Consider the following 13,699-nt stretch of genomic DNA (forward strand, 5'->3'; position numbering starts at 1 on the left):
GCCGCGCCAGCGAAAGGATTTGCAGACCTCGCGTGAAAATAGGGCCGGGAGATCCCTCCCGGCCCTGTCTTTGGTCGATTGTTCCTATGTGGCTCGTCGCCGACGATCAGTTGGCGGTTTCCGCAGCCTTCTCGATGATATCGGCGACAGCCTTGGGATTGGAGACATAGATGGCATGGCTGCCGGGCACTTCGACGACGGTTGCGCCTGCGCGCTTTGCCATCATCTGCTGGGCGGCCGGCGGGATCATGCGATCCTCACCCGCAACCAGGTAGTAGCTCGGCTTCGTCTTCCAGGCCGGTTCGGTCACGGCACCGGCCAACGCTTCGACGCCCCACGGAACCTGGGAATCGGCCATGAATGCCGCCGTCTCGGCATCGACGTCGGCAGCAAAGGAAGCGGCGAACTTTGCCCTGTCGAGGAACAGGAAGCCTTCGACCGGGGGCAGGATCGGCGGCACCGGCGCGCCAGCCGGCGGGTTGGCGATCAGCGACGAGACCGACTCGCCCTTATCCGGCGCGAAGGCGGCGATATAGACGACGGATTGGACCTTCTCATGGGTGCCGGCTTCGCTGATGACCACGCCGCCGTAGGAATGCCCGACCAGCACGACCGGTCCGTCAAGCTTGTCGATCGCCTGCCTGGTGGCAGCGACGTCGTCGGCAAGCGAGGTCGTCGGGTTCTGGACGATGCTGACGGTGTAGCCGTCCTTCTTCAGGATGTCGTAGACGCCCTTCCAGCCGGCGCCATCGACGAAGCCGCCATGGACGAGGACGACGTTCTTTGCCCCCGCCTCGGCGGCGAATGCGGTGGTGCCGGCAGCGGCCAGTGTGAGCGAGGCGGCGGCGGCAAGCAGAGATTTCTTCAACATGTGCGCAACTCCTGATTTGTTTAGCGCGACATTAATTATCGCGATAATCATTAGATACGCCTTGCCGATTCATCTGTCCAGTATTTTTATTATCGCAATAATTGTTTTGTGCTAAGCTTATGAAAAGCCACGGACTTAAATTGGAGACGACCAATGACCGAACCTGCACCGCTGCCGCTCGACAGCCAGCTCTGCTTCTCGATCTATTCGGCAGCGATCGCCATCAATCGCGCCTACAAGCCGATGCTCGACGCACTCGGCGTGACCTATACCCAGTATCTCGCCGTCAGCGCGCTGTGGGAACAGGATGGCCTGAGCATATCGGCGATTGGCGAAAGGCTCAGCTTAGAGCCGAGCACGATCACGCCGGCGGTCAAGCGGCTTGAGGCAGCGGGCTTCCTTTCGAGACGCAGAAGCACGGTCGACGAGCGGTTGGTCGAGGTCTTCCTCACCGAGAAGGGCAAGGAGCTCCGCCCCAAGACCGCCTGCCTCACCGATACGCTGCTGCGCCGTTCCGGCTTCACCGTGCCCGAGATGATCGACCTCAACGAAAAGGTCCAGATGCTGCGTGACGGTCTCACCGGGGAAGAAGAGCCGATTTCCCGCGGTTAGGTCTAGCTCAGCGGCGCAAGGAGGCCGTCATCACCGGCAATCGCGTGCCGAAACTTGGAAATTTCCTTTGACGCGCTACACTTTAGAGAAAGGCGTTGGACAATCGCCTGCGAAGGCCGGAATAAATCGGGCCGCCCGGGAGTCGCGCATGGCATCGGGCAGAAATCCATTCCGCCTCCTGCATCATCGAGGACCGTCGACATGAAACACGCCCTTGCCGCCCTTGCCGTCGCCCTGCTTCTCAGTGGCTGCACCGCCGGCGTCCAGACCTATGGCTACTCGCCGAACCTCGAACCCATCCCCGGCAGCATCACCTATGGCGGCCAGCCGCGCACAAAGCTGACGAAGGCGCCGGTCGGCAGCATCGTGCCGCACCAGTTCATCGACCAATATGGCCGGAAGGTCTACGAAACCTACATCATCGAGCCCGACCGGTCGTTGCGTCTCACCAGTCGGCGCTGGCAGCCGGACGATGTCTTTGACTTCGACGACTGAGCGGCGCACCTGACGCCTACAACGCCGCGCGTCCTACGCGCAGAGGTCGCTGCAGCACGTTGAACTCCTGCATGGAAACATGCAGGAGGCGTCACGGCACGGATCGGCAATCGCCGCTGCCGAACTGCGCCATCACCCAGTCGCGCAGCAGGCGGGTCGCCGGCCGGTCAGCCATGTGCGGACTGTAGACGAGATCGTAGCGGTCCCCTTCGAGTGACAGCGAAAATGGTTGGACGAGAATGCCGGAGGCAAGCTCCTCTGCCACCAGCGTGAGGCTCAACAGCCCGATGCCCTGCCCGGCTACGACGGCCTGAACCGCGTGGATTTCGTCGGTGAAGGAAATGCCGGCATTGGCATCCACGCCTTCGACGCCGGCACGCGCCAGCCATTGCCGCCAGACCGGCGCGCGCGGATCGTCGCGCCTTGCAAGCCCCCAGTCGAAATGGATAAGCGTCGCCTGCCGAAGATCGGCGGCGCCGGATGGAGCCAGACGCGGCGCGCAGATCGGCGCGAAACGGTCCGCAAACAGCGGCTCTGTGACAAGGCCCGGATAATGCCCAGGGCCAAAACGGATGGCGGCATCGGCATCTGCTTCCAGATCCACGGTCCGGTTGGAGGCATCGAGTCTCAGCGTCCAATCCGGATAGGCTTCGCGAAATGTGCCGGCGAGCGGCGCCAGGCGCTTTGCGACGAAGGCGACGGTGGAGGTGAGCCGCGCCACCTTGCCGTCCTGCTGGCGGCGCACGTCTGCAATCGCCTGCTCGAAACGGTCGAGACCGTCGCGCAACACCGGAAACAGCGCCTTTCCGGCAGCCGTCAGATGCACCTGCCGCGTCTCGCGCTCGAACAGTTTCACCGCCAGCATCTCCTCCAACTGGCGAATCTGGTGGCTGACGGCAGTCGCCGAAACGTTCAGTTCTTCGGCGGCCTGCTTGAAGCTCAGCCGCCGGGCGGCCGCTTCGAAGACCCGCAGGGCGCCAAGCGGCGGCAACTTCCTCATTATCCCCTCATACATGAATTCAGCTCATCTATCGGCTGAGAAATCGTCCTTTGTCAGCACGCGATTGCCTCAACATATTGCCTTCAACAGGCAAGGCAACAGCGCCGAGCTGAGAAAATCTCAAGCATGAAAGGACATTCCATGTCTCTTGAACAGGTCGTCACCAAGCCGGATCCCTATGCGCCCTTCCTGCTGTCGCAGGCGATCAAGGCCAATGGCTTCGTCTTCGTCTCCGGCCAGGCCGCAATCGGCGACGATGGCGAAATCGTCGGCGAGGACGATTTCGACCGACAGGCCGAGCAGGCGTTTCGCAATCTCGACCGCGCCTTGACCGCCGCCGGTTCCAGCCTTTCCAAAGTGGTGAAGGTGACGATCTTCCTGCGCTCGATGGAGAACTTCGGGAAGATCGTCGAGCTGCGCCGCAAATGGTTCTCGGCGCCCTATCCCGCCGACAGCATCATCGAGGTCGCCTCGCTCTATTCGCCGCAGGCGATGATCGAGATCGAGGCGATAGCACTGGCTGGGGATCGCTGAGATGAACGCCCACGGCACGGTTGCCTCGCCGATCCTGACCGGCACGACGCTCAAAGGGTTGGCCTTCGCCAACCGGCTTTCCGTTGCGCCGATGACCCGCATCAGCGCCACGACTATCGGCGTGCCGACCGAAAGGATGGCGCGCTACTACCAGCGCTTCGCCAAGGGTGGGTTCAGCCTCCTGACCACCGAAGGCATTTATCCCGACAAGGCCTATGCGCAGACCTACAAGGGCCAGCCGGGGCTTGCCGACCGGAAACAGGCGGAAGGTTGGAAGAAGATCGTCGATGCCGTCCATGCAGCCGGCGGGCGCATCTTCGCCCAGTTGATGCACGGCGGCGCGCTTGCCCAGGGCAATCCCTTCCGCAGCGACACCATCGCGCCCTCGGCACTGAGGCCGAGAGGCAAGCAGATGGTCTCCTACCACGGCCAAGGCCTCTATGCCGTGCCACGGGAGATGGACGAGACGGATATTGCCGAAGCAATCGCCGGCTTTGCGCAGGCTGCCACGCTTGCCATCGAGGTCGCCGGCTTCGACGGCATCGAGATCCATGGCGCCAACGGCTATCTGCTGGACCAGTTCTTCACCGATTACACCAACCAGCGCCAGGACCGCTGGGGCGGCGACATCGGCAAGCGGCTGGGCCTGAGCCTCGCAGTGCTGGACACCGTTCGCAGCGCCGTCGGCGATATGGTGCCCGTCGGCATCCGCCTGTCCCAGGGCAAGGTCAACGATAACAAGCATAAATGGATGGAAGGCGAGGACGGCGCGGCCATGGTCTTCAAGGCGCTGGCCGCCAGCCCCGCGGACTTCGTGCACGTGACCGAGTTCGAGGCCTGGCAACCGGCCTTTTCGGAGGGAGGCAGATCGCTGGTCACCCTTGCCCGCCAGCATGCTCCGGATCTGTTCGTCATCGCCAATGGCGGACTGCACGATATCGCCCGTGCCGAGCAGGTGCTGCAGGCCGGTGCCGACATGATCGCGCTTGGCCGCGGCGCGCTCGCCAATCCCGACTGGCCGGACATCGCCGCCGGGAAGCGCAAGGCTCGCCCGCTGGCGCTGGAGATGCTGTCGCCGATCAGCGACATCAAGGACAGCGAGCTTCAGCCTTGAGACGACAGAAGGCGGCGCCATGACAAGGCGCCGCCTCAACCTGCCGACAAACCCTGACAATGCCAGCTTGGCCACTTCGCCCCTCCGTTAAAGCCCGGCGACGAAGCGGTACCTGGCGCCGTTTCGCTCAGCCCGCCCGATGCCGGGATAGCTCCAGTGGTAGCCGAGCAGCGTCAGTTTTTCCGTGGCCGCCCGGTCGATCAGCGTCTTGCGGGTTTTCAGCGCCAGTTCCGGCTCGGTATCGAAACCGAAATGCCAGTCCGGATGCTCGAAAAAGACGATGTTGCTGGTCGCCGCATCACCCGAGATGACCAGCCCGTCGCCGCCGGCAAGCTCCAGCGAGATATGGCCGGGCGTGTGGCCGCGCGTATCGAGCACCTGCATCCCGGTCACGATCTCGTCACCGGGCTTCACCAGCGTTAGCCGCTCCTTGACCGCAAAGAGGTCGCGCTGCGCGCCGCGGGCAAAGCCGTGCAGTGCCTTCGGCATGGTCTGCTCGAAATTCGGATCCGTCCAGAACGCCCATTCGCGCTCGGAGACGAAATACTGCGCATTCGGGAAGGTGAGCTCGCCGCCTGCCCCCACCGTGCCGCCGGCATGATCAGGATGGGCGTGGGTGAAGACGACCTTGGTCACGTCAGCCGGGTCGATGCCTGCCGTCGCCAGATTGGCCGAAAGCTTGCCGGCGCTCGCCTGGAAATTGCCGCCCGATCCGTTGTCGACGACGATCAGGTCGCTGCCGGTCCGAATGATCGGGATATTGGTGTGAAAGGGCGCCCCCTCCGGCGTGCCGCCGAGCCGGCGCATGATCCCGTCACGTTCCTCCGGCGCCGCGTCCGGCAGCACGATACTGACCGGCAGCGTCAGGAAGCCGTCGCTGACGACCGCAATATCGAAATTCCCATGGGTGAACCGGCGGGTGTCTGCAGCGTAAACGCCCTTCGGCAGCAGCGGCAAGGCCGCACCTGCCGCCGAACCGGCGAGAAAGGAACGGCGGTTGAGGCACGAGGTTTTATCGTCAATGCGGGTCATGGATCGGTTCCTTCCGTTTCGAGGGAGAGCGCCCGGCCGGCAGCCTTTTCCGCAGCACCGGCCGGCGCCAAGGTTCAAGACCGGGCGAATTCGAGCAGGTCGGCGTTGAGCTGGTCCTTGTGGGTATCGGTGATCCCGTGCGGCGCGCCGGGATAGACCTTCAGGGTGGCGCTCGGCACGAGTTGCTTCGAGGCGCGGGCGGCGGCATTGATCGGCACGATCTGGTCGTCGTCGCCATGGATGATCAGCGTCGGCACGTCGAACTTCTTCAGGTCCTCGGTGAAGTCGGTCTGCGAGAAGGCGACGATCGAGTCATAGGTGTTCTTGTGCCCGCCCATCATGCCCTGCAGCCAGAAACTGTCGATCATGCCCTGCGAGGCCACCGCACCCGGCCGGTTGAAGCCGAAGAACGGACCCGAGGCGATGTCGCGGTAAAGCTTGGAGCGATCCTTCAGGCTTGCCGCCTGCAGCCCGTCGAACACGTCTTTCGGCAGACCACCGGGATTGCTGTCGGTCTTGACCATCAGCGGCGGCACCGCCGAGATCAGCCCGGCCTTGGCCACTCGGGAGGTTCCATGGCGGCCGATATAGCGGGTGATCTCGCCGCCGCCGGTGGAGAAGCCTGCCAGGAAGATGTCCTTCAGGTCGAGAGCATTGATCAGGTCGGCGAGATCGTCGGCATAGTGATCCATGTCGTTGCCGTCCCAGGGCTGGGAGGAGCGGCCATGACCGCGGCGGTCATGGGTGATGACGCGGAAGCCGTTGTTGGCGAGATGGAAGGCCTGTGCCTCCCAGCTGTCTGATGACAGCGGCCAGCCGTGGCTGAGCACGACCACCGGGCCGTCCTTGCGCCCCCAGTCCTTGTAATAGATCTCGACGCCATCGCGCGTGGTGATGCGGCTGCCCATGGTCGTTGCTCCTTGCGTAATGGTTGTGTTGCTGGGTGCGGTTTCGGCTTTCGCCGGACGAATGACGGCCGGAACGGCGGCGACGGCGGTCGCAGCGCCAAAGGCGGCCGAAAGAACTGTGCGGCGCGAAAGGCCAGTGGAGACTGCTGTGGAAACTGCTTTTGCTTCAATCATTGTCCTGCCCTCTTCCATCTCGGTTGACCGGCGATCTCCGTTCCGGAGCGCTGGTTGAATTGATAGAATGACCGGCCTAACCTCTCGACCGGCAAAGCTGACAACGATGGGGGCAGAAGTGACAAAACGACTCGAAAGCGAACCGGCGGAGATCGGCATCGTCGTTTATCCCAGGGCGCTGAAGTCGGCGATTCACGGCCTGACCGACATGTTCCAGGTGGCCGGCATGCAGGCGACAGAACAGGGCGGCGCAAGCGCACCGCGGATCCGCATCAGCCACTGGCAGCTTCAGGAGGATGGCTCGGTCGAAAAGACGCTCGACACCCACCCCGGCCCCTCCTCCGGTCTCGTTGCGCTGATCCTGCCCCCCACGCTGGCGGAGCTGCCGGTCGGCGGGCGCATGGGCCAACTGCCCGCCTTCGTGCGTGAACAGCATGCAGGCGGCACCACCATCTGCTCGGTCTGTGGCGGCGCCTATCTGCTGGCCGAATCCGGGCTCGTTGCCGGTCGCACGATCACCACCCATTGGTCACACCAGGACCTGATCGCCGATCGCTACCGCGACGTGCGCATCGACACCGACAAGCTGCTGATCGACGAGGGCGATATCATCACCGCCGGCGGGATGATGGCCTGGATCGACCTCGGGCTGAAACTTGTGGACCGGCTCCTCGGAACCAATGTGATGCTGGCAACTGCGCGTTTCATGATCATCGATCCCGGCGCCCGCGAGCAGAGCTACTACAGTGTCTTTGCGCCAAAGCTCGACCATGGCGACAGCATCATCCTGAAGATCCAGCACTGGCTGCACGGCGCCAACACCAAGGGCGTGACGCTGCAGATGATGGCCGAGCGCGCCGGGCTCGGCGACCGCACCTTTCTCAGGCGCTTCCAGAAGGCAACCGGCTTCAACCCGACGGAATATTGCCAGCGGCTGAGGATCGCCAAATCGCGCGACCTGCTGGAGCGCTCGCACCTGTCGATCGAGCAGGTGGCCTGGCAGAGCGGCTACGACGACACCAACGCCTACCGCAAGATCTTCCGCAAGATCCTCGGCCTGTCGCCGTGGGAGTACCGGTTGCGCTTCTCGGTGTCGGACGGCACCCGCCGCCCGGCCATGGCAGGCCTTGCCGCCGCCGCGCCAGCTTGATCAGGGCGGCGCTGGCGTCGGCATGTTTCGCCGAGCATCGCTGAAACGCCCGTCGCGGCAGGGGTCCGGGCGATACTGGACGAATTGCCGCTCGAGCGCGAAGCGATCGTTGCCGCTCTCTTCGAAGCGGCTGTGTTCCATCTGGGACGGCACCCCGAACAGGTGACATGCCAGCAGACCGATTCTGAGAAGACACATGGGATGACGCCAATCCTCATTGTTGGAGCATTGGCGGCAAATTCGACTGATTTCATTACCCCAGCATTGCACTGACCCGTGCTGCCGGTTTCGCCCTTACATGCCTTGCCGTTCGCCCGACCCGCCCTTCGAGCATCGGGAATGCGGTTCAGGCCCGGGCGATCACCCGAGGTCGGCGCAACGGTCCTGCCCTACTGCATAATTCCTTAAATCGGAATCGATTTAAGGAGAAAATTATGCAGCAGATTTAAGGCGTTACAGCGTCCTTTGCGCGTCGTATTTGACGCGCGGCGCTGCAGCGAATCTGAAAAGATCGCGCAGCGCGTTAGATCCAGCGGTCGTTCTGCGCCGTGCGATCGCCACCGGCATGGCCGGTGTTGAGAACGCCACGCGGTTCGATCAGCAGCAACCGCACCTCGCTCTCTGCGAACGGCTTGTGCTCGACGCCCCGAGGCACGACGAACATCTCGCCCGGGCCAAGCCGCACGGCGCCATCGCGGAAGTCGATCCGCAGCACACCGTCGAGCACGATGAACGTCTCGTCGGTCTCCGGATGGTCGTGCCAGATGAAATCGCCCTCGATGCGCACCAGCTTGAACTGGTAATCGTTCATTTCGGCGACCACGCGCGGTTGCCACAGTTCCACAATCATCTCCAGCTTCTCGGAAAAATTGATTGCCTTGCGATCGGTCGTCTCGATGCTATCCGTCATGTCGTTCCTCGTGTCGATGGAGCGCCAGCATGCATAAAGCACAGATGCCGATCTTGAACGATCGTGCGCGTGGCGGTTCGGTGTTTGCGCAAACACAGCCGCAGGAATGGCTCACATCTCTCGGCGGCCGGCGCAGGCAAATATTTCCGTATTGCCCAGTATCGCGACTGATGTATCCTCTCTTCTTTCGGCATTGGCTATGGACGTCCATGAAGGAGGTTCGAATGCATGATCTCCCGGAGGCTTCGGGCAGTGAATTGAGTCCGGATGACATCGAAATGCTGCAGCGGGTATTCGACGCGACCTGCTTTGCCGCACACGTCCCGCGCCGCGGCGAAAGTGCCAACCGGCTGGCCAAGTTCATCATGGATGAGTTTCGCATCGGCAATAGCAACGAGCGCACGCTGCTCGAACGCGCGCTATGGCGCGAACTGCGAAGGATGCCGTCAAAGACAGAAGAGATGGAAACCGTCGACATCTGGGTCGCCAGACCCGCTCGGCGCAGCCCGCATCACCGCTGAGGCGGTGACAAAAAAATGCGGCCTCTCCGTGGATAAACGAGACCGCATTCAAGATAATGTGTAATGGCGCATTCTATTCCGGTCCCGCTTGCAGAACCACAACTGCAACGGGCCGCGTGTGGCGATTTCTGGCCTATCACAGAAAATTGTCGACAACCGTCGGTCGTGAGGCTGCCTGGGCAGATGAATTTTCACCGAACACAAGGCGACGCGTGCCGTGCAGACGTCCCCGGCTGCGCCGCGGGCAAGATGGCGCTCCGCGCATCGAGAGCAGGGTCTGAACGCACCTGAAAACGGAATTTTCAACACCGTGGAACCACCGTTCGCATCGGGAATTTATCCTCCAGAACGGGAGGTTCGTTATGTTTGCATCAGACACGAAAGGACAGTTCGGCCGAGTCGTCAAAAACTGGAACACGCGATACGATCTGGAGGAGTTTATAGCCGCCTCCGGCCTGCCGCCGCTGGAGGCCCGTGAGGTTTTCGCAAAGCACGGACCGTATAAAACGGACCTCGACCAGCTGATACGTCAGCGCAAGCCGATACGGGCCGACAAGGCAAGATAAGAACCGCCGCAGTCGCATATGGGAGGTTCAAATGCAGCATCATTCCAAGCGTCTGGACTGTGCGTTCAGCCCGGCTGAGATCGCCATGCTCCAGCGAGTCCTCAATACCGCCTGCCTTGCCGCAAGCATGCCACGCACCGACTATCGCGCCGATCGCCTGGCGAAATTCATCATCGGCGAATTTCGCGGCGGCACGCGTGACGAGGCAGCCCTGTGCGAGCGGGCCTTGTGGTTCGAGCGCAGAAGCGCGCCATGGTCGGTGGCACCCGACCAGTAATGTGGTCGAAGCAGCAAGGACGATCGGCGCCGGCACGGATTGCAGATGGTTCGCCTGCCGGCTCACCGTTACCAGCATCATGACGTGCAAAAGACGCCGGGGTTGCAAAGCAACCCCGGCCGCACCTATCCTATTGTATGGTAATCGCCTTTCGGCCTATCAAGACGTCAAACCGCCCTTGCCTGACCGGCCGCGCAAATGCAGCCTCGCCACGCAGGCAAGGGCCAGGGACCGTCACAGGATTGGTTCGCTCAGTCAGGACATGTTATAAACGCTCATGACCCAAACAGAAGAAGACCTCGAGCTTTCGGAATTGTCCGGCGAGTTTGCCGACGACGACGTCGTCGTCCATATCCGCATATCACGCCCGACGGGCTCCAATCTCGACTGGACGCTCGAGGTAATCGACGAGGAAGGCTACTCCACCGTCTGGGAAGATTCCTTCCCCACGGACCGAGAAGCCTATGAAGAGTTCCTCGCCACCATCGAACGCGACGGCATCCACACCTTCACCGAACACCCCGTCCAGACGCTTCATTAGACTTCGCATAGGTTGGGCCAGTCCCAATCAAACCATTTCAGCAGCCCCCATCATGCCTCATGCTCTGCTGACACCGCAGAGATAGCGGTAGGTCATCGGGCACTCATCTCCTGCGTTCACGCCGTCCGGCCAAGGCGAACCAGTGCCCTCGGATGGCACCGTCACCCCTTGCCGACAATGACGAATACGATCCGCCTTATCGCCTCGGCAAAGCTGACTCCGAGCGCCATGGCGGCGATGCCGGTAACGCCGAGTGCGCCGATGCCCATCAGCTTCCAGCGCTTGACGTCGTCGGTCACCGGTTTCATCTCCGCGACGTCACCGCCGAGCGTGGAAACGGAAGTCTCCAGATCGCCGACACGATCAACCAGATGGTCCATCCGTTGATGGACGCCGGCCCGGCTGCTTGTCGCCTTGTCTTCGGCACGTTGCGCGCCCTCCTCGATCCGGCGGATCGATTCCTGCAGACCGCGCATGCCCGCGACCAGTTCGCCGAGCTGGCGATGCACGCTGACGTCGATGTCAGCGGGAGACATTCTGACGCCCTCCATGCCGTGTGCAGTCCGCCTTTGACCAGACTGCCGCCGCGCACAGGCCGACGACTGTCCTGTCTATCTTGCGTTGATCTGCCGGCGTCGCGCCGCGCGCGCCGACAAGATCGACGCCGACGACGCTTCTAAGACCGATGACATTTTCCGGCCCCGAAGTCCCACAGCCCGCCAGCATCAAGGCAGGAATCGTAATCAAGGCGCTTCTCCTGAGCGCGGTTCGCAGCGTCATTGTTCTGCCTTTCGATCGCATGAAGAACGGACCGGGCGCCGTCCGCCCGGATTTCGAGCACGGCCCAGGTGATGGCAGCGAGCACAAGCCCGCCGGATAGGATCTTCGGCCAGGCGATCATGCCGGATCGAGCCGCTTGCGCAGAAAGAGGAAGGCGCCGATCGCGAAGGCAGCGGCAATGATGCCGGCAAATGCCCATTGCAGCGGGCCGTTGCCCGTAAACGCGAAGCCGAGCGAGGAAAGAATGCCGGCGAGCCACGAGATGTTCTCCTTGCTCACCACTTCGGGCGGATTCGGCGCGGCTGTAACGGTGTTGGAGGCGACGAACTCGCCCTTGGCCCAAAGCCCGGCTTCAGCAGACCGGCGATTGACCAGTCCCTTCACCCGCCTGCCGCCGGCATTGACCCACTTCATCAGCTCCAGCGGCACGGCGTCATAGTCACCGGCATTCAGCTTTTTGAGCAATGTCGATTTGCCGAGCCTGCCGGTGTTGAAATCGAAGGAGACAAGCACGGCGAACTGGTTGTCGGTAAGCGGCACCTTGACGAGGCGCGACACCCGCTCTTCGAATGTCGCCAGGTCCGTCCTCAAGATTTCCTCTGCCTGCGCCTCGGTGATCGCCATTCCCGGCTTCACCATCGGAGCGCCAGCAGCGCTGGTATGGCCATAACCGATGGTCCAGATGCCGGCGACGTCCCGATAGGCCTTCGTCTTCAGGCCTTCCCATTGTTTGACGAGCGAAAGGCCCGCCGCATTGATGCGTCGGTTCATGTTCATGTCGTTTGTCCTGTTTAGATTGGGAACCAGAAGCAACGGTGACGCGTTGCTAGGCATGTCGCGCAAAAGTGTGCAGCGGTTTTGCGAGAACGACATGCGCGAAAACGATAGCGTAAAGCGCAGAAAGCGCATCTGAAGGACCGCGATGCGCTTTAGGCGATCAAAGGGGAGATTTCGCCATGATGGATGCCGCATTCGTGAAGATGACCGCACTGGCCATCGTGCTTGTCAGCTGTGTCGTTATGGTACAGCCCTACTGACAGGCCGGAACTCGACGGCAATACTTTTGGCGCGCCCCGCATCGTGCAGGCGCCAGTGGCGGCCCTGTTCGATTGGCTGGTGGGTAGAAGCCGCCAGTCTTGAGCAATTCCAGGAAAAGTATGAAACGGTTTTCCGTCCGGAATTGCGTAGTTTCAAAGAGTTAGATCATTTCGCTGTTTCAATGAAACAATGAAATGATCTAGGAAACGGATGGCGGCTTTGGTGGCGACAATGAACCCAGCAGCTTCTTGAGGCTTTCGCTGTCGGCGAGGTGTTCTTTCTCGCCGCGGTCGTCGCTACATCTCGAACGCAGGCCACGCAGAAACAGGGCGACATCGCAGAGTTCGCCGACCTCCACGCGCACCTGCGCCTCGATCGTCCTGTAGATTTCGTCCAGCTCCGATGCTTCATCAGCGTCGACGGAGGCGGAAAGGGCCGAAACCTTCTTCTTGAAGTCGTCCAACAACCCGTCGAACTCGCTCACGTCGCGCGCGGCTTTCGCCTCCAGGCTTGCAATCAGCATGTCGAGAATATCCAGGTGCCTGCGCTCCACCGACTGCATGTCGAAGGCCGCGCGCACGTCCTTGCGGGTGCGTTCGCCCTTGCGCAGATGCGCCTTGAGGCGCACACCGTTTTCCGCGCAACGCTTCCTGATTTCATCGATGGAGAACTGCCCCTCCGCCAATTGGTCGAGAAAGGGCCGGATAAGCGCCGGCGGTACCGTGACATTCAGTGCGGCCGAATAGAGGGCCAGGTCGATCGAAGCATCCGGCATGCGCTACCTCCGCCTCACATGGAGCCACGTGACGCCAGACTAGCAGCATCCAGAATGCGGAAGCATAGTTTTGTCGACAATGCTTTCCTATTTGTTAAGCAGAATCATCGATCGTCCGCGTCACGATATAAAAGTCGGCGGAACGAGACGATGAGCTACGATTGGACCGGCGCACGCCGCCGCCGCATCACAGTGGCCATATACGGCGCCGCCCTTCTGATGGCTACGCTTCTGGTAATGCTTGCAATCAGAATGGTGTGGATTTGATGGGGTACGGCTTGGAGCAGGCTCTCCAGGGGCACCCACGCTGTCCGCCTTTTCACGAGTTGGGCCGCCACTAGCTTACTGGTTCGGTCAGTTGCAACGAAAGGTTAAGCTCGCCCTCGGGCCTTGCACTTCGG

The 13,699-nt window shown here is 61.9% G+C and carries 19 protein-coding genes; 9 read left to right on the top strand and 10 right to left on the bottom strand.

Going from position 1 to position 13,699, the window contains the following annotated elements:
- Positions 1-106: 106 nt before the first annotated feature.
- The gene (locus BC363_RS11680) at positions 107-871 is read right to left on the bottom strand and encodes an alpha/beta hydrolase (RefSeq protein WP_083223496.1); all 765 of its coding nucleotides are present in this window, start codon (positions 869-871) and stop codon (positions 107-109) included.
- Positions 872-1,024: 153 nt separating this feature from the next.
- Between BC363_RS11680 and BC363_RS11685 the strand changes: the two genes are divergently transcribed.
- Both BC363_RS11685 and BC363_RS11690 read left to right on the top strand, forming a co-directional pair.
- A complete protein-coding gene (locus BC363_RS11685; RefSeq protein ID WP_065783421.1) occupies positions 1,025-1,483 on the top strand; it encodes a MarR family transcriptional regulator in 459 nt (152 codons plus the stop codon).
- 201 nt (positions 1,484-1,684) lie between these two features.
- On the top strand, positions 1,685-1,978 hold the full coding sequence (locus BC363_RS11690; RefSeq protein WP_065783422.1) for a hypothetical protein: 294 nt from the start codon (positions 1,685-1,687) through the stop codon (positions 1,976-1,978).
- A gap of 91 nt (positions 1,979-2,069) precedes the next feature.
- Here BC363_RS11690 and BC363_RS11695 read toward each other — a convergent pair whose 3' ends face one another.
- Positions 2,070-2,993, bottom strand: a complete 924-nt coding sequence (locus BC363_RS11695) for a LysR substrate-binding domain-containing protein (protein ID WP_065783423.1) — start codon at positions 2,991-2,993, stop codon at positions 2,070-2,072.
- Between the two features lie 126 nt (positions 2,994-3,119).
- Here BC363_RS11695 and BC363_RS11700 point away from each other — a divergent pair, with 126 nt between their 5' ends.
- Positions 3,120-3,512 (top strand): RidA family protein, encoded by a 393-nt coding sequence (locus BC363_RS11700; RefSeq protein ID WP_065783424.1) that lies wholly within the window; start codon positions 3,120-3,122, stop codon positions 3,510-3,512.
- Between the two features lies 1 nt (position 3,513).
- Positions 3,514-4,626, top strand: a complete 1,113-nt coding sequence (locus tag BC363_RS11705) for an NADH:flavin oxidoreductase (RefSeq protein WP_065783425.1) — start codon at positions 3,514-3,516, stop codon at positions 4,624-4,626.
- An 87-nt stretch (positions 4,627-4,713) separates the two neighbouring features.
- Here the strand turns inward: BC363_RS11705 and BC363_RS11710 are convergent, their stop codons facing one another.
- Both BC363_RS11710 and BC363_RS11715 read right to left on the bottom strand, forming a co-directional pair.
- Positions 4,714-5,658, bottom strand: a complete 945-nt coding sequence (locus BC363_RS11710; protein WP_065783426.1) for an MBL fold metallo-hydrolase — start codon at positions 5,656-5,658, stop codon at positions 4,714-4,716.
- Positions 5,659-5,732: 74 nt separating this feature from the next.
- Positions 5,733-6,740: an alpha/beta hydrolase gene (locus BC363_RS11715; RefSeq protein WP_065783427.1), complete on the bottom strand. Its 1,008-nt coding sequence runs from the start codon at positions 6,738-6,740 to the stop codon at positions 5,733-5,735.
- 118 nt (positions 6,741-6,858) lie between these two features.
- On the opposite strand from BC363_RS11715, the gene BC363_RS11720 reads away from it, so the two are divergent.
- The gene (locus BC363_RS11720; RefSeq protein WP_244519858.1) at positions 6,859-7,890 is read left to right on the top strand and encodes a helix-turn-helix domain-containing protein; all 1,032 of its coding nucleotides are present in this window, start codon (positions 6,859-6,861) and stop codon (positions 7,888-7,890) included.
- Here BC363_RS11720 and BC363_RS11725 read toward each other — a convergent pair whose 3' ends face one another.
- On the bottom strand, positions 7,891-8,088 hold the full coding sequence (locus BC363_RS11725) for a hypothetical protein (RefSeq protein ID WP_065783429.1): 198 nt from the start codon (positions 8,086-8,088) through the stop codon (positions 7,891-7,893).
- A gap of 325 nt (positions 8,089-8,413) precedes the next feature.
- The gene (locus BC363_RS11730; RefSeq protein ID WP_065783430.1) at positions 8,414-8,800 is read right to left on the bottom strand and encodes a cupin domain-containing protein; all 387 of its coding nucleotides are present in this window, start codon (positions 8,798-8,800) and stop codon (positions 8,414-8,416) included.
- Positions 8,801-9,024: 224 nt separating this feature from the next.
- Here BC363_RS11730 and BC363_RS35700 point away from each other — a divergent pair, with 224 nt between their 5' ends.
- From BC363_RS35700 to BC363_RS11750, 4 genes are all read left to right on the top strand, one after another.
- Positions 9,025-9,321 (top strand): hypothetical protein, encoded by a 297-nt coding sequence (locus BC363_RS35700; RefSeq protein WP_065783431.1) that lies wholly within the window; start codon positions 9,025-9,027, stop codon positions 9,319-9,321.
- A 362-nt stretch (positions 9,322-9,683) separates the two neighbouring features.
- A complete protein-coding gene (locus BC363_RS11740) occupies positions 9,684-9,887 on the top strand; it encodes a hypothetical protein (RefSeq protein ID WP_065783432.1) in 204 nt (67 codons plus the stop codon).
- 31 nt (positions 9,888-9,918) lie between these two features.
- Positions 9,919-10,164 (top strand): hypothetical protein, encoded by a 246-nt coding sequence (locus BC363_RS11745; RefSeq protein ID WP_065783433.1) that lies wholly within the window; start codon positions 9,919-9,921, stop codon positions 10,162-10,164.
- A gap of 277 nt (positions 10,165-10,441) precedes the next feature.
- The gene (locus tag BC363_RS11750; protein ID WP_053252552.1) at positions 10,442-10,705 is read left to right on the top strand and encodes a hypothetical protein; all 264 of its coding nucleotides are present in this window, start codon (positions 10,442-10,444) and stop codon (positions 10,703-10,705) included.
- Positions 10,706-10,866: 161 nt separating this feature from the next.
- Here the strand turns inward: BC363_RS11750 and BC363_RS11755 are convergent, their stop codons facing one another.
- The 4 genes from BC363_RS11755 to BC363_RS11770 all read right to left on the bottom strand — a co-directional run bounded on the left by BC363_RS11755 (position 10,867) and on the right by BC363_RS11770 (position 13,298).
- The gene (locus BC363_RS11755) at positions 10,867-11,241 is read right to left on the bottom strand and encodes a DUF1515 family protein (RefSeq protein ID WP_065783434.1); all 375 of its coding nucleotides are present in this window, start codon (positions 11,239-11,241) and stop codon (positions 10,867-10,869) included.
- Positions 11,228-11,485: a hypothetical protein gene (locus tag BC363_RS33460; RefSeq protein WP_083222368.1), complete on the bottom strand. Its 258-nt coding sequence runs from the start codon at positions 11,483-11,485 to the stop codon at positions 11,228-11,230. The genes BC363_RS11755 and BC363_RS33460 overlap by 14 nt, the downstream gene beginning before the upstream one ends.
- Before the next feature lie 117 nt (positions 11,486-11,602).
- Complete coding sequence (locus BC363_RS11765; RefSeq protein ID WP_244512643.1) at positions 11,603-12,262, bottom strand: lysozyme; 660 nt, start codon at positions 12,260-12,262, stop codon at positions 11,603-11,605.
- A gap of 460 nt (positions 12,263-12,722) precedes the next feature.
- Positions 12,723-13,298, bottom strand: a complete 576-nt coding sequence (locus BC363_RS11770; protein WP_065783436.1) for a hypothetical protein — start codon at positions 13,296-13,298, stop codon at positions 12,723-12,725.
- Positions 13,299-13,699: the final 401 nt, after the last annotated feature.

The organism is Ensifer sp. LC384, from assembly GCF_001695865.1.
Lineage (GTDB): Bacteria > Pseudomonadota > Alphaproteobacteria > Rhizobiales > Rhizobiaceae > Ensifer.